At 73.2% G+C, this 19,117-nt stretch carries 21 protein-coding genes; 11 read left to right on the forward strand and 10 right to left on the reverse strand.

Features of this window, described 5'->3' with window-relative positions:
• Nucleotides 1-85: 85 nt before the first annotated feature.
• A complete protein-coding gene (locus ACSUPR_RS26030; protein WP_436887342.1) occupies nucleotides 86-739 on the forward strand; it encodes an HAD family hydrolase in 654 nt (217 codons plus the stop codon).
• 6 nt (nucleotides 740-745) lie between these two features.
• Here ACSUPR_RS26030 and ACSUPR_RS26035 read toward each other — a convergent pair whose 3' ends face one another.
• Both ACSUPR_RS26035 and ACSUPR_RS26040 read right to left on the reverse strand, forming a co-directional pair.
• Nucleotides 746-1,414, reverse strand: coding sequence for a MerR family transcriptional regulator (locus ACSUPR_RS26035; RefSeq protein ID WP_436887343.1), 669 nt, complete (start codon nucleotides 1,412-1,414; stop codon nucleotides 746-748).
• Between the two features lie 127 nt (nucleotides 1,415-1,541).
• On the reverse strand, nucleotides 1,542-2,183 hold the full coding sequence (locus ACSUPR_RS26040; RefSeq protein ID WP_436887344.1) for a response regulator: 642 nt from the start codon (nucleotides 2,181-2,183) through the stop codon (nucleotides 1,542-1,544).
• A 344-nt stretch (nucleotides 2,184-2,527) separates the two neighbouring features.
• Between ACSUPR_RS26040 and ACSUPR_RS26045 the strand changes: the two genes are divergently transcribed.
• Complete coding sequence (locus ACSUPR_RS26045) at nucleotides 2,528-3,736, forward strand: PP2C family protein-serine/threonine phosphatase (protein ID WP_436887345.1); 1,209 nt, start codon at nucleotides 2,528-2,530, stop codon at nucleotides 3,734-3,736.
• A gap of 9 nt (nucleotides 3,737-3,745) precedes the next feature.
• On the opposite strand, the gene ACSUPR_RS26050 is transcribed toward ACSUPR_RS26045, so the two are convergent.
• A complete protein-coding gene (locus tag ACSUPR_RS26050) occupies nucleotides 3,746-4,546 on the reverse strand; it encodes a cyclase family protein (protein WP_436887346.1) in 801 nt (266 codons plus the stop codon).
• 167 nt (nucleotides 4,547-4,713) lie between these two features.
• Here ACSUPR_RS26050 and ACSUPR_RS26055 point away from each other — a divergent pair, with 167 nt between their 5' ends.
• The 5 genes from ACSUPR_RS26055 to ACSUPR_RS26075 all read left to right on the forward strand — a co-directional run bounded on the left by ACSUPR_RS26055 (nucleotide 4,714) and on the right by ACSUPR_RS26075 (nucleotide 10,527).
• Entirely contained in the window at nucleotides 4,714-6,396 is a 1,683-nt protein-coding gene (locus ACSUPR_RS26055) for a glycoside hydrolase family 13 protein (RefSeq protein ID WP_436887347.1), read from the forward strand.
• Between the two features lie 210 nt (nucleotides 6,397-6,606).
• Nucleotides 6,607-7,635, forward strand: a complete 1,029-nt coding sequence (locus tag ACSUPR_RS26060; RefSeq protein ID WP_436887348.1) for an iron-siderophore ABC transporter substrate-binding protein — start codon at nucleotides 6,607-6,609, stop codon at nucleotides 7,633-7,635.
• A gap of 71 nt (nucleotides 7,636-7,706) precedes the next feature.
• Nucleotides 7,707-8,672, forward strand: coding sequence for a FecCD family ABC transporter permease (locus ACSUPR_RS26065; RefSeq protein WP_436892153.1), 966 nt, complete (start codon nucleotides 7,707-7,709; stop codon nucleotides 8,670-8,672).
• Complete coding sequence (locus ACSUPR_RS26070; RefSeq protein WP_436887349.1) at nucleotides 8,669-9,748, forward strand: FecCD family ABC transporter permease; 1,080 nt, start codon at nucleotides 8,669-8,671, stop codon at nucleotides 9,746-9,748. Before ACSUPR_RS26065 ends, ACSUPR_RS26070 begins: the two co-directional genes overlap by 4 nt.
• Nucleotides 9,745-10,527 (forward strand): ABC transporter ATP-binding protein, encoded by a 783-nt coding sequence (locus ACSUPR_RS26075; protein ID WP_436887350.1) that lies wholly within the window; start codon nucleotides 9,745-9,747, stop codon nucleotides 10,525-10,527. Before ACSUPR_RS26070 ends, ACSUPR_RS26075 begins: the two co-directional genes overlap by 4 nt.
• 40 nt (nucleotides 10,528-10,567) lie before the next feature.
• Here the strand turns inward: ACSUPR_RS26075 and ACSUPR_RS26080 are convergent, their stop codons facing one another.
• Nucleotides 10,568-11,062: a GbsR/MarR family transcriptional regulator gene (locus tag ACSUPR_RS26080; protein ID WP_436887351.1), complete on the reverse strand. Its 495-nt coding sequence runs from the start codon at nucleotides 11,060-11,062 to the stop codon at nucleotides 10,568-10,570.
• Nucleotides 11,063-11,072: 10 nt separating this feature from the next.
• Nucleotides 11,073-11,690, reverse strand: coding sequence for a TetR/AcrR family transcriptional regulator (locus ACSUPR_RS26085; RefSeq protein WP_436892154.1), 618 nt, complete (start codon nucleotides 11,688-11,690; stop codon nucleotides 11,073-11,075).
• An 81-nt stretch (nucleotides 11,691-11,771) separates the two neighbouring features.
• Here ACSUPR_RS26085 and ACSUPR_RS26090 point away from each other — a divergent pair, with 81 nt between their 5' ends.
• The 3 genes from ACSUPR_RS26090 (at nucleotide 11,772) to ACSUPR_RS26100 (ending at nucleotide 13,702) form a co-directional block, all read left to right on the forward strand.
• Nucleotides 11,772-12,188, forward strand: a complete 417-nt coding sequence (locus ACSUPR_RS26090; protein WP_436887352.1) for a VOC family protein — start codon at nucleotides 11,772-11,774, stop codon at nucleotides 12,186-12,188.
• 62 nt (nucleotides 12,189-12,250) lie between these two features.
• Nucleotides 12,251-12,982, forward strand: coding sequence for an HD domain-containing protein (locus tag ACSUPR_RS26095; protein WP_436887353.1), 732 nt, complete (start codon nucleotides 12,251-12,253; stop codon nucleotides 12,980-12,982).
• Between the two features lie 105 nt (nucleotides 12,983-13,087).
• Entirely contained in the window at nucleotides 13,088-13,702 is a 615-nt protein-coding gene (locus ACSUPR_RS26100; protein WP_436887354.1) for a TetR/AcrR family transcriptional regulator, read from the forward strand.
• 66 nt (nucleotides 13,703-13,768) lie between these two features.
• Here ACSUPR_RS26100 and ACSUPR_RS26105 read toward each other — a convergent pair whose 3' ends face one another.
• Genes ACSUPR_RS26105 through ACSUPR_RS26120 form a run of 4 tightly spaced genes read right to left on the reverse strand, consistent with a single transcriptional unit; the run spans nucleotide 13,769 to nucleotide 17,529 of the window.
• Nucleotides 13,769-14,980 (reverse strand): acyl-CoA dehydrogenase family protein, encoded by a 1,212-nt coding sequence (locus tag ACSUPR_RS26105; RefSeq protein WP_436887356.1) that lies wholly within the window; start codon nucleotides 14,978-14,980, stop codon nucleotides 13,769-13,771.
• Nucleotides 14,981-14,982: 2 nt separating this feature from the next.
• Nucleotides 14,983-15,996 carry a phosphotransferase family protein gene (locus tag ACSUPR_RS26110; protein WP_436887357.1) on the reverse strand — a complete coding sequence of 338 codons (1,014 nt, stop codon included), beginning with the start codon at nucleotides 15,994-15,996 and terminating at the stop codon, nucleotides 14,983-14,985.
• Nucleotides 15,989-16,774 (reverse strand): SDR family oxidoreductase, encoded by a 786-nt coding sequence (locus tag ACSUPR_RS26115; RefSeq protein WP_436887358.1) that lies wholly within the window; start codon nucleotides 16,772-16,774, stop codon nucleotides 15,989-15,991. The genes ACSUPR_RS26110 and ACSUPR_RS26115 overlap by 8 nt, the downstream gene beginning before the upstream one ends.
• On the reverse strand, nucleotides 16,774-17,529 hold the full coding sequence (locus ACSUPR_RS26120; protein ID WP_436887360.1) for an SDR family oxidoreductase: 756 nt from the start codon (nucleotides 17,527-17,529) through the stop codon (nucleotides 16,774-16,776). Before ACSUPR_RS26120 ends, ACSUPR_RS26115 begins: the two co-directional genes overlap by 1 nt.
• Nucleotides 17,530-17,682: 153 nt before the next feature.
• Here ACSUPR_RS26120 and ACSUPR_RS26125 point away from each other — a divergent pair, with 153 nt between their 5' ends.
• Nucleotides 17,683-17,976 (forward strand): GNAT family N-acetyltransferase, encoded by a 294-nt coding sequence (locus ACSUPR_RS26125; RefSeq protein ID WP_436887361.1) that lies wholly within the window; start codon nucleotides 17,683-17,685, stop codon nucleotides 17,974-17,976.
• A 137-nt stretch (nucleotides 17,977-18,113) separates the two neighbouring features.
• Here the strand turns inward: ACSUPR_RS26125 and ACSUPR_RS26130 are convergent, their stop codons facing one another.
• Nucleotides 18,114-19,070, reverse strand: coding sequence for a quinone oxidoreductase family protein (locus ACSUPR_RS26130; RefSeq protein ID WP_436887362.1), 957 nt, complete (start codon nucleotides 19,068-19,070; stop codon nucleotides 18,114-18,116).
• Between the last annotated feature and the right edge of the window lie 47 nt (nucleotides 19,071-19,117).

The raw sequence follows: 19,117 nt of genomic DNA on the forward strand, positions 1-19,117 counted from the left end.
GGGGAGATCGCGCGGGGGCGCCAGAATGTGTCGCCGACCTGGAATCGGGTCGGATTTCGACGGGACGGCGAGTGAGGGGATCACGATGGTGAAGGAACATGGCGTGCGGGCCGTGTGGACCGATTTCGGCGGGGTGCTCACCCCGCCCCCGCAGGACACCTTCGCGGCACTGTGCGAGAAATACGCCCTGGAGCCCGGTCCGCTGCTGGAGGCCGTGCTGAAGGTGACCGCCCGGTACGGCACCGACGACATGATGCTGCCCCTGGACACGCCCCTGGTGACCGAGGAGGAGTGGCTGGCCCAGGTCGCCGAGGTCATGGAGAGCGAGCACGGGGTGCGGGCCGGGATCACCAGCCTGGCCGACGTGTGGTTCGACGAGCGGGAGACCAACACCGGGTGGGAGCAGGCCCTGGTCCGGGCCCGGGAGCGGGGCGTCTACCTGGGCATGCTCTCCAACATGCCGCCCGCGTGGGACGGGCACTGGCGACGCATGGTGCCGTACTCCTTCTTCGACGGAGTGGTGATGTCCTTCGAGGTCGGCACCCGCAAGCCCGAGCCGCGCATCTTCGAGCTGGCCGCCGCGGAGGCGGGCGTCGAACCGGGGGAGTGCCTGCTGGTGGACGACCTCGCGGCCAACTGCGAGGGGGCGGAGGCGGCGGGGTGGCGGGCCCTCCACTTCACCGACACGGCCGCGGCCGTCGCCGGTCTGGAGGGGCTGCTGGCGGAACGGCCGGCCTGAGCCGACTCAGGCGCCGCCGCCCTCCTCGGCGTGGACGGCCGGAACGCCCTCCAGCCTGGGGGTGGCGGCGTTCTCCTGTGCCAGACGGCGCAGGGCGCTCAGGACGGCGTCGCCGACGGCCGTCCACACCACCAGGCCCTCGGCCATGCTGTCCACGTCGGGGCGGCTCAGCAGGAGCCCGATCTCGGCCTCGACGAGGTCCTCGGCGGCCGCGGCGTAGTCGTCGAGCAGGGCGAGCTTGTCCTCCTGGCCGAGCCTGATGAGGGTGGCCAGGGCGGAGGTGAGGACCTGTCGGGCGGGGTTGGTGGGCACCGACCGCCAGCCGCGCCGGGCGATGAGGCCGTCGACGTGCCCGGCCGCCTCCTCCCATGCCTGTTCGTCCCCCGGCTGGCGCGGCGGTGCCTTGGACATCGCGAACTGGGCCTTGCCCACCGACTCGAGCATGCCGTGCTCGGGGGCGTCGATCTTGGAGAGGACGTCGCGGGCGGTGGTGATGGACAGGCCGCCCACCTCGACCAGGGCCCGGACCAGGCGGATGCGCCGCACATGGTGCTCGCCGTACTGCGCCTGGTTGGGGCTGGTGCGTTCGCCCGGGGGGAGGAGTCCTTCGCGCACGTAGTACTTGATCGTCGGCACCGGTACCCCGGTGGTCCGGCTCAACTCCCCGACCCGCATGAACCGTGTTCCTCTCCGGTGTCCGGGCGCCGGTCGCCTCACACCCAATAGATACCAAAGCTATCTATAGTCTAGCACGGTGCGGTGGTCGCCGGCCGCCCGCGCCGGGGCCCCGGCGCGGGCGGCGTCAGCGCGGGCGCGGGAAGCGGTGGTGCCCGTGGGCCTGGCTCTTGTTGACGGCGTCCAGGCGCGACTCGGCGCCGAGCTTGTCGAAGATGTTGCGCAGGTGCCGTTTGACGGTCCCCTCGGTGATGGACATCCGGGAGGCGATCTGCCGGTTGCTCAGCGCTTCCGCCACCAGTGCGAGCACCTCCTGTTCGCGCGCCGACAGGGGGTTGCCGCCGGGGGAGTCCATCGACACGATGCTCTCGCGCGACACCGACATGGTGATCTGGCGGGGCAGGTGGGCGGCCCGGTGGATGGCCGCCACCAGGTCCCGGCGGCCGATGTCCTTGTGCAGGTAGCCGCTGACGCCCACGTTGAGCATCTCCTTGACCAGGGAGGGGTCGTCGTACATGGTCAGGACGATGATGGAGGTCCGGGGCGAGGCGGCCAGGACGCGCCGTGCGGTCTCCACCGGTACGTGGTCGGGCATGCCGACGTCCAGGAGCAGGACGTCGGGGGTCAGCCGGGTGACGCATTCGATGGCCGATTCCCCGTCGGACGCCTCCGCGATGATCGACAGTTTCTCCTCCGTGTGCAGAATCTCGCGCAGTGCCTCCCGGAGCAGCGTGTGGTCGTCGGCCAGGACGATACTGATCGTGTCCATTCGGTCACTCTTTTTGATAGGGGGGATTCTTTGTGGGGAACGCGAACCACGTTGTATCGCGGAGGGACTTTAGCATTGTGAGCCTCCCGGGCCGGAGAAAGAACCTTGTGTGAGGTTTTTCTCCGAACGTTTTCCCGGCGGTGATATTCCCTGCTCCCCGCAGCTCTCACGGGATTTCGAAGCCCGGCGGGGGTGTCCGGTGTCGGCCAGTACGTGAAAGGTTTTCGCCTTGGCGGTGCGGAGAGAATTCGGGCCGCTCCGCGCGCCGCGCCGGGACACGCGGTCCCGCCACCACCCCTTTCGCCGGGTCCGTGGTGTGAGATGGCGTCAGGGGGTGGCGCACGATGGTGCCGGCGGACACGCAGGGCGAGTACCTTTTCAGCGAATTGATCCGGTCCGTGCACGACCGCGGACCGATGGAGGTCCTGGAGGCGGTCGAGGCCTACGCCTCGGTCATCGGCCTGGGCCGCGTCAACGTCTACCTGGTCGACCTCCAGCAGCGCATGCTCGTCCCGCTCACCGGGGGGCAGCCCCTCGAGGTGGACGGAACCATCGCGGGCAGCGCCTACCGCTCCGAGACCCTGCGCCTGGTCGAGGGCGACGGCCTGCTCGAGCTGTGGCTCCCGCTGCGCGACGGCGCCGACCGCATGGGCGTCGTGTACGTGTCGGCCGCCCACCTCGACGAGCCCACGCTGCGCCGCTGCCAGACCCTGGCCTCCCTGCTGGGCCTGGTCATCACGTCCAAGCGCGCCTACAGCGACACCTACGTCCGCCACACCCGGGCCCGCCCGGTCCACCTGCGCACCGAGATGCTGCGCGCCTTCCTCCCGCCCCGCACCCTGGGCACCCCGCGCGGCGTCTCCACCGCCGTCCTGGAGCCCGCCTACGAGCTGGGCGGCGACGCCTTCGACCACTCCATCACCAAGGACGTCCTGCACGTGGCCATCCTCGACGCGATGGGCCACGACCTCGCCTCCGGCCTGACCGCGTCGGTGGCCATGGCGGGGGCCCGCAGCGCCCGCCGCAACGGAGCGGGGCTGCGCGACCTCACCGCCGAGGTGGAGGAGGCGCTGAGCTCCTGGCTGCCCGAGCACTTCTGCACCGGGGTCTTCGCCACCCTGAACCTGGGCAGCGGCCTGTTCTCCTGGGTCAACTGCGCCCATCCCGCCCCGCTCCTCATCCGCGGGGGACGGCTGTCCCCGGGCGCCCTGGAACGCGTTCCCGAGCTCCCGCTGGGCATGGCCGAGGTCGACGGGCACACCGGCGCGCGCACCGTGCACGAGGCCCGGCTCGAGCCGGGCGACCGGATCCTGCTCTACACCGACGGGGTGACGGAGGCCCATGACGGGGAGGGGCGCATGTTCGGCCTGGAGGGGTTCGCCGACTTCATCATCCGCGCCACCTCCGCCGAGGAGCCCGCTCCCGAGACGCTGCGGCGCCTCATCCACTCCATCCACGACCACCAGCACGGAAGCTTCAGCGACGACGCCACCATCATGCTGCTGGAGTGGACCCCCGACGGGCCCGCCGCCCACCGGGCCCCGCGGGAGTGAGGAGCCCGCTCACCACAGGGCGAGGACCCGGCTGGGCCCGCCCGAGGCGTCCGCGCCCGGCAGCACGCCGACCGTGAGCAGGGCGCCGGCGGGCGGCAGCCGGTCCAGGCCGCGCAGCGCCTCCAGGCCCCACCGGTCGGCGCGGCCCAGCACCTCGTGGGCCTCGAACCCGGTGGAGACCGCCGGGTCGGTGCTGAGCGTGTCCACCCCCGTGCCGACGATCCCCCGCCGGGAGACGAGGAACTCGCACGCCTCCGCCGAGAACCCCGGGAAGTGCCAGGACCCGTCCGCGTCCATGCCGCGCACCGCCGCGTCGCCCCGCTCCCAGCGGGCACTCCAGCCTGAGTGCATGAGCACCGCCGCGCCGCGCGGGATCTCCCCGTGCGCGCGTTCGAACGCCAGCACGTCGTCCACCGTGACGGCGGTGTCGGGATCCCCGGCGGCCCGGGCGGAGATGTCGATGACCGCGGCCGGGGCCACCAGTTCCTCCGGGCGGATGTCGGGCACCATGCGGCCCCCGCCGATCACGTGGCCGGGCGCGTCCAGGTGGGTGCCGGTGTGCTCGCCCAGCGTCCACCGCTGCACGTAGAACCCGAACTCTCCGTCGGGGGCGGGTCCGCAGACCGTCTCCCGCCGCGGCTTCTCGTCGTCCCACCCCGGCAGGGCCGGTGTGATCACGTGGCTGAGGTCGGCGACGTTCCCGTGGCTCCGCGGCCACGCGGTCCGCTCCACCGGGGGCCGGTCGCCCCCGGACGCGGCCCGCCCGGCCGTCCGGGCCCGGACGGTCTCACCGGTTCCGTGCAGACACATGCGCCACCCCTCGTGCTCGGTCCCGCCGCGGTACACCCGATCCGCGGGCGCTGCCACCCTACCGGGGCGGGTCCGGGCCCGCCCCGGCCGCGGAACCGGGGTTCGACGGAGCACGCGGCGGGGGAGGAAGCAGGGGCGAACACCCCTGCGAGCGTCCGGAGACCCCGATGCCCCAGCCCCCCGCCGACCCCTGGTGGAAGTCCGCCGTCGTCTACCAGATCTACCCGAGCAGCTTCCAGGACGGGGACGGTGACGGCGTGGGCGACCTGCCGGGCATCATCGCCCGGCTCGACCACCTGCACACCCTCGGGGTGGACGTGGTGTGGCTGTCGCCGGTGTACCCCTCGCCCTGGGACGACAACGGGTACGACATCAGCGACCACCGCGGCATCCACCCCAGGTTCGGGACCCTGGCCGACTGGGACCGGCTGCGCGACGGCCTGCACGAGCGCGGCATGCGGCTCGTCATGGACCTGGTCGTCAACCACACCAGCGACGAGCACCCCTGGTTCGCCGACGCCCGCGCGTCGGCGGACTCGCCCTACCGCGACTTCTACTTCTGGCGCCCGGGCCGCGACGGCGGCCCGCCCAACAACTGGGGCTCGGTGTTCTCCGGTCCCGCCTGGACCCGTGACGACGCCACCGGGGAGTACTACCTGCACCTGTTCAGCCGCCGCCAGCCCGACCTGAACTGGGAGAACCCGAAGGTCCGCGAGCAGGTGCACGACATCGCCCGCTGGTGGCTGGACCGGGGGGCCGACGGGTTCCGGATGGACGTGATCAACTTCGTGTCCAAGGCCCCCGGACTGCCCGACGGCCCCGTCCTGCCCGGGAGCGGGTACGGCCTGTTCGCGGAGCACTCCATCAACGGGCCCCGGCTGCACGAGTTCCTCGGTGAGCTGCGCGACGCCGCCTTCGCCGGGCGGGACGTGCTGACGGTGGGGGAGATGCCGGGGGTGGGGGTGGAGCAGGCCCGGGAGCACACCGACCCGGTGGGCGGCGAGGTGTCCATGGTCTTCCAGTTCGAGCACGTGGACCTCGACCACGGGCCCGGCGGCAAGTTCGACCCGGTGCCGCTGGACCTGCGCCGCCTCAAGGACTCCATGGACCGCTGGCAGCTCGGGCTGGCCGACCGGGGCTGGAACAGCCTGTACTGGAACAACCACGACCAGCCCCGGGCGGTCTCCCGTTTCGGTGACGACGGGGAGCACCGGGTCGCCTCGGCCAAGACCCTGGCCACCACGCTGCACATGATGAAGGGGACCCCGTACATCTACCAGGGCGAGGAGCTGGGGATGACCAACGCCCCCTTCGCCGACATCTCCGACCACCGCGACGTGGAGACCCTCAACCACCACCGCCGGGCGCTGGCGGCCGGAGCCGACGAGGCGCGGCTGATGGCGGGGTTCGCCCGGATGAGCAGGGACAACGCGCGCACCCCGATGCAGTGGGACGCCTCGCCCCACGCCGGGTTCACCACCGGCACCCCGTGGATCGCGGTCAACCCGAACCACACGGAGATCAACGCCGAGGCGGCGCTGGCCGACCCTGATTCGGTGTTCCACCACTACCGGCGTCTCATCGCGCTGCGCAAGGAGCGCCCGGTGGTCGTGCACGGGGCCTACGCCCCGCTGCTGCCCGACCACCCGGCCCTGTACGCCTACACCCGCACCCTGGGCGGGACGGTGCTGACGGTGCTCGCCAACTGGAGCGGGGACACGGTGGGCGTGGACCTGGACCCGGCCGTCGCCGGGCCCCGGCCGGAGCTCCTGCTGGGCACCCACCCGGAGCCGGAGGGGCTGTTCGCCCCGCTGCGCCCCTGGGAGTCGCGCGTGCTGTCGACCCGGTGAGTCCGGCGGACGTGCCGATGACCTGCGGGAGCCCGCCCGGGGTGTGATTTCAACTTTTTTGAAATGCGGGGGAAGTGAGGTTAGACTAACCTTCGTTTGCCGGGATCATCCCGCTCCGCCCCATTGCGCCACCCCCGGGTCTTCCGACCCGTGCGCAGCGGCCGCCTGCCCACCGTGCGGCCGATCCCCACAGAGAAAGCACCTGTGCACATGGACTCCACCCTGCGCCGCGCCGGCGGCATCGGAATCGCGGCCCTGCTGGCCCTGGGCCTCGCCGCCTGCGGGAACCCCGCCGAGGAGGAGGCCCCCGCCGCCGGCACGGCCGACGGGGCCTTCCCCGTCAGCATCGAGAGCGCCCTGGGCACCGCCGAGATCCCCGCCGAGCCCGAGCGGATCGTCACGCTCGGCCAGGGCTCCGCCGAGACCGCCATCGCCCTGGGCACCGTCCCCGTCGGTATCGAGAGCTACGAGTGGGGCAGCGACGAGACCGGCTACCTCCCCTGGATCCACGAGGCCGTCACCGAGGCCGGGGCCGAGCTCCCCACCCAGTTCGCCGGTGCCGAGGACATCGACTTCGAGGCGATCATCGAGCTGGAGCCCGACGTCATCCTCGCCCCCTGGTCCGGTGTCACGCAGGAGCAGTACGACATCCTCACCGACATCGCCCCCACGGTCGCCTACCCCGACCTGCCCTGGAGCACCGACTGGGACCAGCAGATCGAGATCATCGGCGAGGCGCTCGGCCGGCCCGACGAGGCCCGGGACCTCATCGACGGCATCGAGGCGCAGTTCGAGGAGGCCGCCGCCGCCCACCCCGAGTTCGCGGACCTGACCTTCTCCTACGTCTACAACACCGGTCCCGGCACCCTCGGCGTCTTCCTCCCCGACGAGCAGCGCGTCGCGATGGTCCGCGGCCTGGGCCTGACCGTCGACCCGGTCGTCGAGACCTTCCCCGAGACCGAGGGCACCGACTCCGCCGTCATCGGCCTGGAGAACGCCGACGAGCTCGCCGACAGCGACCTGGTCTTCACATTCTACAGCAGCCCCGAGAACCGCGAGGAGATCGAGGCCCAGGAGCTGTACCAGGCCATCCCCGCCGTCGGTCGCGGCTCCATCGTCGCCCCCGAGGACCAGCCCTTCGTCACCGGCTCCTCCATCATCAACCCGCTCACCGTCCCGTGGGCGCTGGAGCGCTACGTGCCCCTCATCGAAGAGGCCGCCGCGAAGATCGACGACTGACCCGCACCGGTGAGGCGACCGTGAAGACACGCACGACGCCGTCCCGGTCCGGCTCCGCCCGCGCCGCGCTCATGCTCGGCGCGGGCGCTGCCGCGCTGGCCGGGGCGGTCCTGCTCAGCCTCGTCGCGGGGGGCAAGCCCACCCCGGTCCCGGAGGTGTGGCGGGTGCTCACCGGCGGGGCCGACCCCTACATCGCCACCGTGGTGCAGAGCCGCGTCCCCCGCACCGTCCTCGGCGTCCTGGTGGGGGCCGCCCTGGCCCTGGCGGGCACCCTCATGCAGGGCGTCACCCGCAACCCCCTGGCCGATCCCGGACTGCTCGGGGTCAACGCCGGTGCGGCCGCGGCCGTGGTCACCGCCACCGCCCTGTTCGGCCCCACCTCGGTCACCGCCACCGTGTGGTGGGCGCTGCCCGGCGCCCTGCTGGCCGGCCTGGCCGCCTACGCCGTCGGCAGCCGCGGCGGCGACGCGGGCCTGGTCCGCCTGGTCCTGGCCGGGGCGGTGGTCTCCGCCGTGCTCATGGCCTACGTCCAGGCGGTCGCGCTCAGCATGCCCGACACCTTCGACAGCTACCGCTACTGGGTGGTGGGGTCCCTCGCCGGCCGCGGCTTCGACGTCATCGCCTCGGTGCTGCCCGTCATCGGCGCCGGGACCCTGCTCGCCCTGCTCACCATGAGCGGCCTCAACGCCCTCGCCCTGGGCGAGGAGGCGGCCACCGCCACCGGGGCGAACACCGCCTGGACCCGGTCGGCCGGACTGGTCGCGGGCGTGCTGCTCGCCGCCGGGGCGACCGCCGCGGCCGGACCCATCGCGTTCGTCGGCCTGGCCGTCCCGCACGTCGTGCGGGCCCTGGTCGGCGTCGACTTCCGCCTCCAGGTGCCCTTCGCGCTGCTGGTCGGCCCGGTCCTGCTGCTGCTCGCCGACGTGGCGGGGCGCACGGTGGTACGGCCCATCGAGCTCATGGTCGGCGTCGTCACCGCGTTCGTCGGCGCGCCAGTGCTGCTGTACGCGGTCCGGAAGATGCGGACGACCTCATGAACCGGACCCTCACCGGGCGGACCCCGGACACCCCCGCCCGCACCCGCCGCGAGCCCGTGCTGCGGCTGGGCCGGGCCGTGGCCCTGCCCGTCCACCCCCGCTCCGTCCTGTGGTGCGCGCTGCTGGTGCTCGCGGTGCTCGCCGTCGCGGTCGCCACCCTCTCCCTGGGGCGCCTGGGCATCCCCCCGGCCCGGATCCCCGCCGTCGTCGCCGGCGGTGGCGAGGGCACCGAGGCGTTCGTGTTCGAGCGCCTGCGCGGGCCCCGGCTGGCCGTGGCACTGGGCACCGGCGCCGCACTGGCCCTGTCCGGAGCGCTCTTCCAGTCCGTCACCCGCAACCCGCTGGGCAGCCCCGACGTCATCGGACTCGGTGCAGGCGCCGGGGCGGGCGCGGCCTGTGCCGCCCTGCTGCTGCCCGGCGTCGTCCCGGTCCCCGCGGGCGCCCTGGCCGGCGCCGTCCTGGCCATGGCCCTCGTGGCGGCCGCCACCGGAACCGGGCTGCGCCACCCCGGGCGGCTCATCGTCGCCGGTATCGGGGTGGCCGCCATGGCCCAGGCGTTCACCCACTTCGTGGTGTCGGTCATGGCCCGCGACCAGGCCGGCGTGCTGTCGGCCTACATCAACGGCAGCCTGGGCGCCCGCGACTGGGGCCACGCCGCGACCATCTGGGGCGCGGTCCTGCTCGCGCTGCCGCTGCTGCTGTACCTGGCCGGCCCGGTGGCCGTCAACGAGATGGGCGACGAGCTCTCCGACGCCCTGGGAGCCGCCGCGGCCCGCACCCGCACCCTGGCCATCGGCCTGTCGGTGGTGCTGTCGGCGGCGGCCGTGGCCGTGGCCGGGCCGATCGCCTTCGTGGCGCTGACCGCCCCGCAGATCGCCCGCCGCCTCACCGGCGCGGCGGGCCCCCACCTGGCCCTGTCCGCGGTCACCGGCGCCTTCCTGCTGGCCGCCGCGGACCTGGGCGTGCAGCAGTCGCCCGTGGGCGAGGGGCTGCCCGTCGGCCTGTTCACGATGGCCCTGGGCGGCGTCTACCTGGGCCACCTGCTCATCCGCGAATGGCGAAAGGGAGTCCTGTGAACCCGGTACTGTCCGCCGAGGGCCTCACCCTGGGGTACGGCGCCGAACCGGTCGTGCGCGACCTGGACCTGAGCATCGCCGAGGGCGAGTTCACCGTCATCGTCGGCCCCAACGGCTGCGGCAAGTCGACCCTGCTCAAGGCCCTGGGGCGGATCAACAGGCCGGTCGGAGGACGGGTCCTGCTGCACGGCGCGGACATCCGCGCCCAGCGTGCCAAGGCGGTGGCCCGCCGGATGGCGATGCTGCCGCAGAGCCCCACCGCCCCCGAGGGCATCACGGTGCGCGGACTGGCCGCCCGCGGCCGGTTCCCGCACCACACCCTGCTGCGCCAGTGGAGTCCGGCCGACGACGAGGCGGTGGACCGGGCCCTGGGGCTGACCGGGCTCACCGACCTGGCCGACGCCCGGGTGGGGGCGCTGTCGGGCGGCCAGCGCCAGCGGGCGTGGGTGGCGATGGTCCTGGCCCAGGACACCGGGCTGCTGCTGCTCGACGAGCCCACCACCTACCTGGACATCGCCCACCAGTACGACCTGCTGGAGCTGTTCGCCGACCTGCACCGCCGTGGCCGCACGGTCGTCGCCGTCCTGCACGACCTGGCCCAGGCCGCCCGGTTCGCCACCCGCCTGGTGCTCATGAACCGGGGGAGCGTGGTCGCCGACGGGCCACCGGAGGAGGTCATCACGGCCGACCGGGTGGAGGAGGTCTTCGGCCTGCCCTGCGACGTGGTGCCCGACCCGCGCACCCGCACCCCGCTGGTCATCCCGCACGAGCGCGCCTGACCGGCGCACCGGAGCCGTCCGGGTGCGGGGGAGCCCGGGGCTACCGCTTCCGGGCGGCCTTGTACTCCTCCCACCGGGAGAGCAGCGTGTCGTGGTGGCCGTCCAGCCAGGTCATGTAGTCGTACATGTTGCGCAGCCGGGCACGGGCGTGGGGCCTGAGCCCCGGGAGCCGCTCGAGCGCGTCGGCCGCCAGTGACCGCTGCCGCTGCAGGTAGGCGCGCTCGCTGCGCAGGAAGCCGCCCCAGACGTCCTCGTCCACGGTGACGCGGCGGGTCCGCTCGCCGGGGGTCTCGACCAGGTCCACGAACCCGGCCCTGTGGAGGCGGCGCACCGCCTGCGACACCGAACCGCGGCTCACCCCCGCCCCCTCCGCGATCTGCTCCGCGCTGACCGCCTCGTCGTCGGCCACCAGCAGGTAGCCCAGGACGCGCCCCTCGGAGCGGGGCCCGCCCTGGGCCTGCCAGTGCTCCGCGAAGCGTCGGATGAAGTCGTCCCGGAACCCCTGTCCCGCCTGGTTCTCCCGCTCTTCCGGCATGGGCACGACCCTACCGGTCGCGGTCCGGGCCGCGGGACGCGCGCAGGGACTCCAGCATGGGCTCCAGAGCCTCCCACACGGCGTCCAGGTCGCCGGGACCGGCGGGGTCGGCCAGCCACAGCGCGGCCTCGTTCATCGCCCCTGACAGCAGGCGGGCCGCGGGCTCGACCGGCCGGGGCGCCAGGACGCCCGCCGCCGCCAGGTCGGCGAGCGCCTCGGTGAGGTGGCGGGCGGAGTTCGCCTCGTCCATCTCCCGCCAGGCGCTCCAGCCCAGTACGGCCGGGCCGTCGACGAGCATGATCCGGCGCACGTCGGGAGCGGTCGCCGCGGCCAGGAAGGCCCGGCAGCCCGCGGTGAGCCGGTCCCAGGGGTCCGGCTCGGCGTCGGCGGTGGCCGCGACCGCGGCGGCGACCTCCTCCTGGACCTGGTCCAGGACCGCTCCGAACAGGTCGGACTTGCCGTCGAAGTGGTGGTAGAGCGCGCCCTTGGTGACCTTCGCGGCGGTGGTGATCCCGGTGAGGCTCACGTCCGCGTAGCCGTGTTCGGCGAACAGGCGGCGGCCTTCGCGCAGCAGGGTGCGGCGGGTCTGTTCGCGCTGCCGGGCGCGGGCCCCGGTGGCCTCGGGCATGGTGGGGTCTCCGATCATTGACATACCGACGGTACGCGAATACTCTACTTCGCATACCGAAGGTATGTGAAAGGAAGCGTTATGAGGCTGAACTCCTTCTATCCGGTCCTGGGCACCACCCGCCTGCGCGAGTCACGCGACTTCTACGTCACGTGGTTCGGCTTCGAGGAGACCTTCGCCGCCGACTGGTACATCAGCCTGCGCCGGCCCGGCCCGCCCGACGTCGAGCTGGCCCTGCTGGACCCGGACCACCCCACCGTCCCCGAAGGCTTCCGCCGGCCCGCCCAGGGGCTCCTGCTCAACTTCGAGGTGGCGGACGTCGACGCCGAGTGGGAGCGCCTGGTGGTGCGCGGCGGCCTGCGCCCCGAACGGGAGATCCGCACCGAGGAGTTCGGGCAGCGGCACTTCATCCTGGCCGACCCGGGCGGGATCCTCGTCGACGTCATCACCGAGATCCCGCCCGGCGAGGCCTACGCCGCGAACTTCCGGGAGCACTGACCCGCCGCCCCGCCTACCCTGGTGTCGACCCCCTGCCCCCACACCCCCGCGGAGGCGACGCAGTGGCACTGACCCTGGACCAGGCATCGGAACTGGCCGCCCGGGCCCACGCCGGACAGGTCGACCGGGCCGGCCGCCCCTACACGGAGCACGTCTTCGCGGTCCGCGACCTGCTCGTAGGCCGGGGCGAGCACGCGCAGATCGCGGGAGTGCTGCACGACGTGCTGGAGGACACCGGCATCACCGCCGACGACCTGCGCGCCCGCGGCTGCCCGGAGGAGGCGGTGCGCGCCGTCCTGGCGGTCAGCCGCCGCCCGGGCGAGGCCTACGACGACCTCATCGCGCGCGCCGCCGCCGACCCGCTCGGACGCCTGGTCAAACTCGCCGACAACGCCCACAACTCCGACGAGGCCAGGCTGGCGGCCCTGCCCGCCGCGCAGGCGGAGCGGCTGCGCGCCAAGTACGCGCGGGCCCGCGCCGTGCTGGAGGGCGCCGAGAGCCGCGGTTCGCTGGTGGTCGTGTTCACCCCCGACCCGGACGCGTGCCGTGCCTTCTACGAGGGGCTGGGCCTGCGGTTCGTCCGTGAACGGCACGGCTCGGGGCCGGAGCACCACGCGGCCGTCCTGGCCGGCGGCCTGGTCCTGGAGCTGTACCCGGCCACGGAGAAGCGGACCACCGGCGCGCTGCGGCTGGGCTTCGCGGTCCCGGCGCGCCGCACCGACCCGGCCCTGGCCCCGGGCCGGTACACGTTCACCGACCCCGACGGAAGGCCGGTCGACGTCCTGGTGGAGTGACCGGGGCGACTCCTGGTGCACGTGCACCGATACCATCCGGTCGGTATGCTGGGTCGGACGTACAGGGGCGCCTCCGGGTGCGGGGGCGACGAGGTGAGGCGGGACATGGCGATGGCACGGCACACGGCCGAGGCGGGCACCGGACGCGGAGCGGTGCCCGAACGCCTGCTGGGCGCCGCGACACGCCTGTTCGCCGAACGCGGCTACGAGAGCACCTCCGTCCAGGAGATCGTGGCCGCCGCCGGGGTCACCAAGGGCGCCATGTACCACTACTTCGGATCCAAGGACGACCTCCTCTACGAGGTCTACGCCCGGGTCCTGCGCATGCAGACCGAGCACCTGGTGCGCATCTCCCGGCGCGAGGCCCCCGTCGCCGAGCGCGTGCACGCGGCCGCCGCCGACGTCATCGTCACCAGCATCGCCAACCTCGACGACACCGTCATCTTCTTCCGCTCCATGCACCAGCTCAGCGAGGACAAGCAGCGAGAGGTGCGCGGCGAGCGCCGCCGCTACCACGAGATCTTCCGCGACATGGTCCTGGAGGGCCAGGACGAGGGCGTCTTCCGCGGCGACGTCTCCGCGGACCTGGTGGTCAACTACTTCTTCGGCTCGGTCCACCACCTGAGCACCTGGTACCACCCGGGCGGCGCGCTCACCGGCGAGGACGTCGGCCGCCACTTCGCCGACCTGCTCGTCGCCGGGCTGCGTCCGCAGGAATAGGCGCGGGGGCCCGCACACGGCGAAGGGGCCGGGGGAGAGCCCCCGGCCCCTTCCGCGTTCCCGCGGTCAGGCGTACTTGCGCAGCTCGGCGCGGCCCAGCGAGCGCAGGTGCACCTCGTCGGGCCCGTCCGCGAGCCGCAGCGAGCGCGCCCCGGCCAGCCACCCCGCCAGCGGCAGGTCCTGGCTGACCCCGGCGGCGCCGTGCGCCTGGATGGCCCGGTCCAGGATCCTCTCCACCGTGCGCGGGGTGGCGATCTTGATCGCCTGGATCTCGGTGTGCGCGCCCTTGTTGCCCACCGTGTCCATCAGCCACGCGGTCTTGAGCACCAGCAGCCGCAGCTGCTCGATCTCCACCCGCGACTCGGCGATCCACTCGCGGACCACGCCCTGGGCGGCCAGCGGCCGTCCGAAGGCGGTGCGCTCCAGCACCCGGCGGCAGGTCAGCTCCAGGGCCCGCTCGGCCATGCCGATCAGCCGCATGCAGTGGTGGATGCGGCCCGGCCCCAGGCGGGCCTGGGCGATCGCGAAGCCCTCGCCCTCTCCGCCGATGAGGTTCTCCGCGGGCACCCGCACGTCCTCGAAGAGCACCTCGGCGTGGCCGCCGTGGTCGCCGTCGGGGTAGCCGTACACCGTCATGCCGCGCACGACCGTCAGCCCCGGGGTGTCGCGGGGGACCAGGACCATGCTCTGCTGGCGGTGCCGGTCGGCGTCCGGGTCGGTCTTGCCCATGACGATGAAGACCGAGCACTCGGGGTTGAGCGCGCCGGTGATGAACCACTTGCGCCCGTTGATCACGTACTCGTCCCCGTCGCGGACGATCCTCGTGCCGATGTTGGTGGCGTCGGAGGAGGCCACCGCGGGCTCGGTCATCGCGAACGCCGAGCGGATCTCGGCGTTCAGCAGCGGCTCCAGCCACTTCTTCTTCTGCTCGGGGGTGCCGAACATCGTCAGCACCTCCATGTTCCCGGTGTCGGGGGCGGCGCAGTTGAGCGCGATCGGGGCCAGCCGGGAGCTGCGGCCGGTGATCTCCGCCAGCGGCGCGTAGGCGAGGTTGGACAGCCCGCCGTGTTCGGGGTGCCCGGCCAGGAAGAGGTTCCACAGGCCGCGCTCGCGCGCCCGGGCCTGGAGCTCGCGCACCACCGGCGCGGTGGACCAGGGGTTCTCGCGCGCGGCCAGCTGCTCCTCGAACACGGGCTCGGCCGGGTACACGTACTCGTCCATGAACGCGAGCAGGCGTCCGCGCAGCTCCTCGGTGTCCTTGTCGAAGGCGAAGTCCATCGTCAGTCCTCCTTGAGCATGGAGTGGGCGGAGGCCACCAGGGGGGCGACCACCTCGCCGATCCGGTCGAATCCGGCGCCCACGGTCAGGCCCTGGGCGTGCCGGAAGTGGATGCCCTCGGCGATCACCGCGAGCTTGAAGCAGCCGAGGGCCACGTACCAGCCCAGCCGGGACACGTCCCGCCCGGTGGAGCGGGCGTACATCGCCACCATCTCCTCGGGGGAGGGGTAGCCCTCGGCGGTGGTGGCCGCCCGCCCGCCGCTCTCGACCGGCTGCCTCTGGTAGACGAGCATCAGTCCCAGGTCGACCAGCGGGTCGCCCAGGGTGGCCATCTCCCAGTCCAGGACGGCGGAGATGCCGCCCTTGTCGGTGACCAGCACGTTGTCGAGCCGGTAGTCGCCGTGCACGATGGCGGGGGCCGACTGCTCGGGCAGCGTCCGGGCCAGTTTCTCGTGCAGTTCGTCGATGCCGGGGATGTCGCGGCTGCGGGAGGCGTCCAGCTGCTTGCGCCAGCGCCGCACCTGCCGCTCCAGGAACCCCTCGGGCCGGCCGAAGTCGCCCAGGCCGACTCCTGCGGGGTCGACCGCGTGCAGGTCGCCCAGCGTGGTGATGAGGCCCTCCGCGACCGCGCGGGTCCCCTCGGCGCCCAGCGGGGCGATCTGGTCGTGGGTGCGTATCGGGGTCCCCTCCACGTACTCCATGACGTAGAACGGGGCGCCGAGCACCTCGGTGTCCTCGCACAGCAGGTGCGTGCGCGGCACCGGGACGGCGGTGTCGCGCAGCGCCGTCATCACCCGGTACTCGCGGGCCATGTCGTGGGCGGTGGCGAGCACGTGGCCCAGGGGCGGCCGGCGCACCACCCAGGAGCCGGTGCCGTCGGTGACGACATAGGTGAGGTTGGACTTGCCGCCCGTGACCACCCGGCCGCTCAACGGCCCGGCGGCCATGCCGGGGGCCGCGCGGTCCAGGTGGGCGCGCAGCCGTTCGAGGTCCAGCCCGGGCAGTTCCTCAGTCATGTGTTCCCTCGTTGTCGAACACCTTGGCCTGCAGCCGCCTCATCCCCGCCAGCCAGCGGTCGGGGTCGGCGGCGCGGCCCGCGTAGTAGTCGGCGACCTGCGGGTGGGGCAGGATCAGGAAGCGGCCGTCGGCCATCCCCTCCAGGACGGCGTCGGCGACCTCCTCGGGGGTGATCGCGTCCCCCGACAGGATCGCCTTGCCCTGCGGCCCGCTGCCCTCCAGGAGGTTGGTGCGCACGCCCAGCGGGCACACGCACTGGACGGTGACGCCGCGGTCCCCGTAGGTGGCCGACATCCACTCGCCGAAGGAGAGGGCGGCGTGCTTGGTCACCGAGTACGGGGCGCTGCCCAGCATGGTGAGCAGCCCGGCCGCCGACACGGTGCTGACGAAGTGCCCGCGGCCGCGCTCCAGCCAGCCGGGCAGCAGCTCCCGGGCGGCGCGCACGTGCGCCATCACGTTGACCTGCCAGGCCAGGTCCCAGTCGGACTCGGGGGCCTCGGGACCGCCGCCGACGCCGACGCCGGCGTTGGCGACGTACAGGTCGATGCCGTCCAGGTGGGCCGCGGCCTCGGCGATCAGGGACGTGACCCCGGCCTCGCTCGCGGCGTCGCCGGGAACGGCCACTCCGCCGATCTCGGCGGCCACGGCGGAGGCGGCGTTCGCGTCGAGGTCGTTGACGACGACCCGCGCGCCGGCGGAGGCCAGGCGGCGGGCCAGGGCCGCGCCGATGCCGTTCCCGGCGCCGGTGACGACGGCGCCGATACCGTTGAGATCCATCACACGCCTCCGGTCAGGGTGGTGCCGCCGTCCAGGACCAGGGTGCGCCCGGTGACCCAGGAGGCGTCGTCGGACAGCAGGAAGGCGACGGCGCCGGCGACGTCCTCGGGGGCGCCCAGGCGGCCCAGGGGGTACTGGGCGGCGACCTTCTCCTCGCGCCCCTCGTAGAGGGCGGCGGCGAACCTGGTCTTGACCACGGCCGGTGCCACGCCGTTGACCCGCACGCTCGGGGCCAGTTCCACGGCGAGCTCCTCGGTGATGTGGATGAGCATCGCCTTGGTGGCGCCGTAGAAGCCGATGCCGGGGGCGGGCTTGAGCCCGGCGACCGAGGAGACGTTGACGATGGCGCCGCCGTGCTCGGCCATCCAGGCCTTGTACGCCTTCTGCACCCAGGAGATCGCGGAGAGGGCGTTGACCTCGACGATCTTGCGGGCGGCGTCGAGGTCGAGGTCGACCATGCGGCCGTACACCGGGTTGATGCCGGTGTTGTTGACGAAGAGGTCGACGCTCCCGAAGGCTTCGAGGGTGGCGGCGACGGCCGCGTCCTGGTGCTCGGGGTCGTCGGCGCGGCCCGCGACCCCGATGGCGTGCTCGGGGCCGCCCAGGGACTCGACGGCCTCCTGGAGGGGTTCCGGCCTGCGCGCGGTGATGCACACGCGGGCGCCCTCGTCGACGAGGCGCTGCGCGATGGCCAGGCCGATGCCCCGACTGGCACCGGTGACGATGGCGGTCCGGCCGCCGAACCGGGAAGTCATCTCATTCTCCTTAGACCGACTGGTCGGTATGTTCCTGTGGACTCTATGCCCAGGCCGAGGTGCGCCGCAAGGGGTGCGCGGCGCCGGGGGAGGGCACAATGGCCCCTGCGGTCCGCGCAGGGCCGCCGCTGCGAAACACGAAAGGCTCCCGCCATGGCGACCGAAGTGGCCGACGTCCCCGAGAACAAGCGCTACGAGATCCGCGTCGACGGCGAGGTGGCCGGCTTCGCCGAGTACATCCTCACCGAGGGTCTCATCACCTTCACCCACACCGAGATCGATCCCGCCCACGAGGGCCGGGGGCTGGGCGGCACCCTGGTCCGCGGCGCCCTGGACCACGTGCGCGGCCGCGGTCTGGACGTGCTCCCGCTGTGCCCGTTCGTCAAGGGCTGGATCCAGCGCCATCCCGACTACACCGACCTCGTCTACGGGGCCGGGAAGGGGTGAGGCCGCCCGGGGCGTCCGCGCGGCGGTGCGCGGACGCCCCTCGCCCCGGGCTTCATGCTTCCGGCAGGTCGGACATTTCATGATCTACGTCGTCAAGGCGCGGATTCCGGCCGTCGTGAACCCCCGGAACGGGAGGATCAGGCCGTGGGGTCGAGTACGAGCTTGCCGATCGTCCCCCTCGAGCGCAGTGCCTCGTGCGCCTCGCGGGCACCGGCCAGCGGGTGGACGCCGCCCGTGATCGTCCTCAGGTCGCCGTCGGCCACCAGGGCGAACATCTCCGCCATCGCCCGGCCCATGACGTCCCCCGGCAGCATCCACACGTGCGGCAGCCACATCCCGGCCACCGTGGTGGAGAAGCGCATGAGGTTGGGGAGCTTGACCGGGGAGGGGAGCGTGCGCGAGGCCATGCCGTAGAAGGCCAGCCGCCCGAACGGCGCCAGGGCCCGGACGCTCTCGTCGGTGACCCGGCCCCCCACCATGTCCAGGACGACGTCCACCCGGCGTCCGCCGTTGGCCTCGACCAGTGCCCCGGTCATGTCGGGGGCCGCGGAGTCCACGACGGCGTCCGCGCCCAGCTCCAGGGCCAGGTCGCGCTTCTCGGCGCTGCTCGCCACCGCGATGACCCGGCCCGCGCCGAACAGCCTGGCCAGCTGGACGGCCAGGGTGCCCACGCCGCCGGCGGCGGCGTGCACCACCACGGACTCGCCGGGTTCCATGCGGGTGCTCTTGCGCAGCAGGACCCAGGCGGTGGCGCCCTGGACGATGAGGGCCAGGGCGGCCTCGTCGGAGACGCCCTCCGGGATGTCGTAGGCCATGTTCGGGTCGACCACGGCCTTCTCCGCGTAGCCGCCACCGCCGGTCAGGGCGACGATCCGGCGGCCGTCCGCGGTGCGCCCGGCGACCTCCGAGCCCGGCACCAGGGGCAGGGTGGCGGGGGCCAGGTAGCTGTTCTCGGCCTGGTGGGTGTCGGCGTAGTTGATCCCGGCCCGGGTCACCTCGACGAGGAGCCCGCCGGGCCCGGGCTCGGGGTCGGGGAGTTCGGTGGGGGTGAGGACCTCGGGTCCGCCGAACTCCGTGATCTGAATGGCGCGCATGGCGGCTCTCCGTTCGTCCGTGTCATACCGACCGGGTGGTATGTTAC

Source organism: Nocardiopsis dassonvillei (assembly GCF_964273065.1).
Taxonomy (GTDB): domain Bacteria; phylum Actinomycetota; class Actinomycetes; order Streptosporangiales; family Streptosporangiaceae; genus Nocardiopsis; species Nocardiopsis dassonvillei_B.

Coding starts and splice junctions, on each gene's coding strand:
- ACSUPR_RS26030 (WP_436887342.1), top strand. CDS start 86: ATGGTGAAGGAACATGGCGTGCGGGCCGTGTGGACCGATTTCGGCGGG.
- ACSUPR_RS26035 (WP_436887343.1), bottom strand. CDS start 1,414: ATGCGGGTCGGGGAGTTGAGCCGGACCACCGGGGTACCGGTGCCGACG.
- ACSUPR_RS26040 (WP_436887344.1), bottom strand. CDS start 2,183: ATGGACACGATCAGTATCGTCCTGGCCGACGACCACACGCTGCTCCGG.
- ACSUPR_RS26045 (WP_436887345.1), top strand. CDS start 2,528: ATGGTGCCGGCGGACACGCAGGGCGAGTACCTTTTCAGCGAATTGATC.
- ACSUPR_RS26050 (WP_436887346.1), bottom strand. CDS start 4,546: ATGTGTCTGCACGGAACCGGTGAGACCGTCCGGGCCCGGACGGCCGGG.
- ACSUPR_RS26055 (WP_436887347.1), top strand. CDS start 4,714: ATGCCCCAGCCCCCCGCCGACCCCTGGTGGAAGTCCGCCGTCGTCTAC.
- ACSUPR_RS26060 (WP_436887348.1), top strand. CDS start 6,607: ATGGACTCCACCCTGCGCCGCGCCGGCGGCATCGGAATCGCGGCCCTG.
- ACSUPR_RS26065 (WP_436892153.1), top strand. CDS start 7,707: ATGCTCGGCGCGGGCGCTGCCGCGCTGGCCGGGGCGGTCCTGCTCAGC.
- ACSUPR_RS26070 (WP_436887349.1), top strand. CDS start 8,669: ATGAACCGGACCCTCACCGGGCGGACCCCGGACACCCCCGCCCGCACC.
- ACSUPR_RS26080 (WP_436887351.1), bottom strand. CDS start 11,062: ATGCCGGAAGAGCGGGAGAACCAGGCGGGACAGGGGTTCCGGGACGAC.
- ACSUPR_RS26085 (WP_436892154.1), bottom strand. CDS start 11,690: ATGCCCGAGGCCACCGGGGCCCGCGCCCGGCAGCGCGAACAGACCCGC.
- ACSUPR_RS26090 (WP_436887352.1), top strand. CDS start 11,772: ATGAGGCTGAACTCCTTCTATCCGGTCCTGGGCACCACCCGCCTGCGC.
- ACSUPR_RS26100 (WP_436887354.1), top strand. CDS start 13,088: ATGGCGATGGCACGGCACACGGCCGAGGCGGGCACCGGACGCGGAGCG.
- ACSUPR_RS26105 (WP_436887356.1), bottom strand. CDS start 14,980: ATGGACTTCGCCTTCGACAAGGACACCGAGGAGCTGCGCGGACGCCTG.
- ACSUPR_RS26110 (WP_436887357.1), bottom strand. CDS start 15,996: ATGACTGAGGAACTGCCCGGGCTGGACCTCGAACGGCTGCGCGCCCAC.
- ACSUPR_RS26115 (WP_436887358.1), bottom strand. CDS start 16,774: ATGGATCTCAACGGTATCGGCGCCGTCGTCACCGGCGCCGGGAACGGC.
- ACSUPR_RS26120 (WP_436887360.1), bottom strand. CDS start 17,529: ATGACTTCCCGGTTCGGCGGCCGGACCGCCATCGTCACCGGTGCCAGT.
- ACSUPR_RS26125 (WP_436887361.1), top strand. CDS start 17,683: ATGGCGACCGAAGTGGCCGACGTCCCCGAGAACAAGCGCTACGAGATC.
- ACSUPR_RS26130 (WP_436887362.1), bottom strand. CDS start 19,070: ATGCGCGCCATTCAGATCACGGAGTTCGGCGGACCCGAGGTCCTCACC.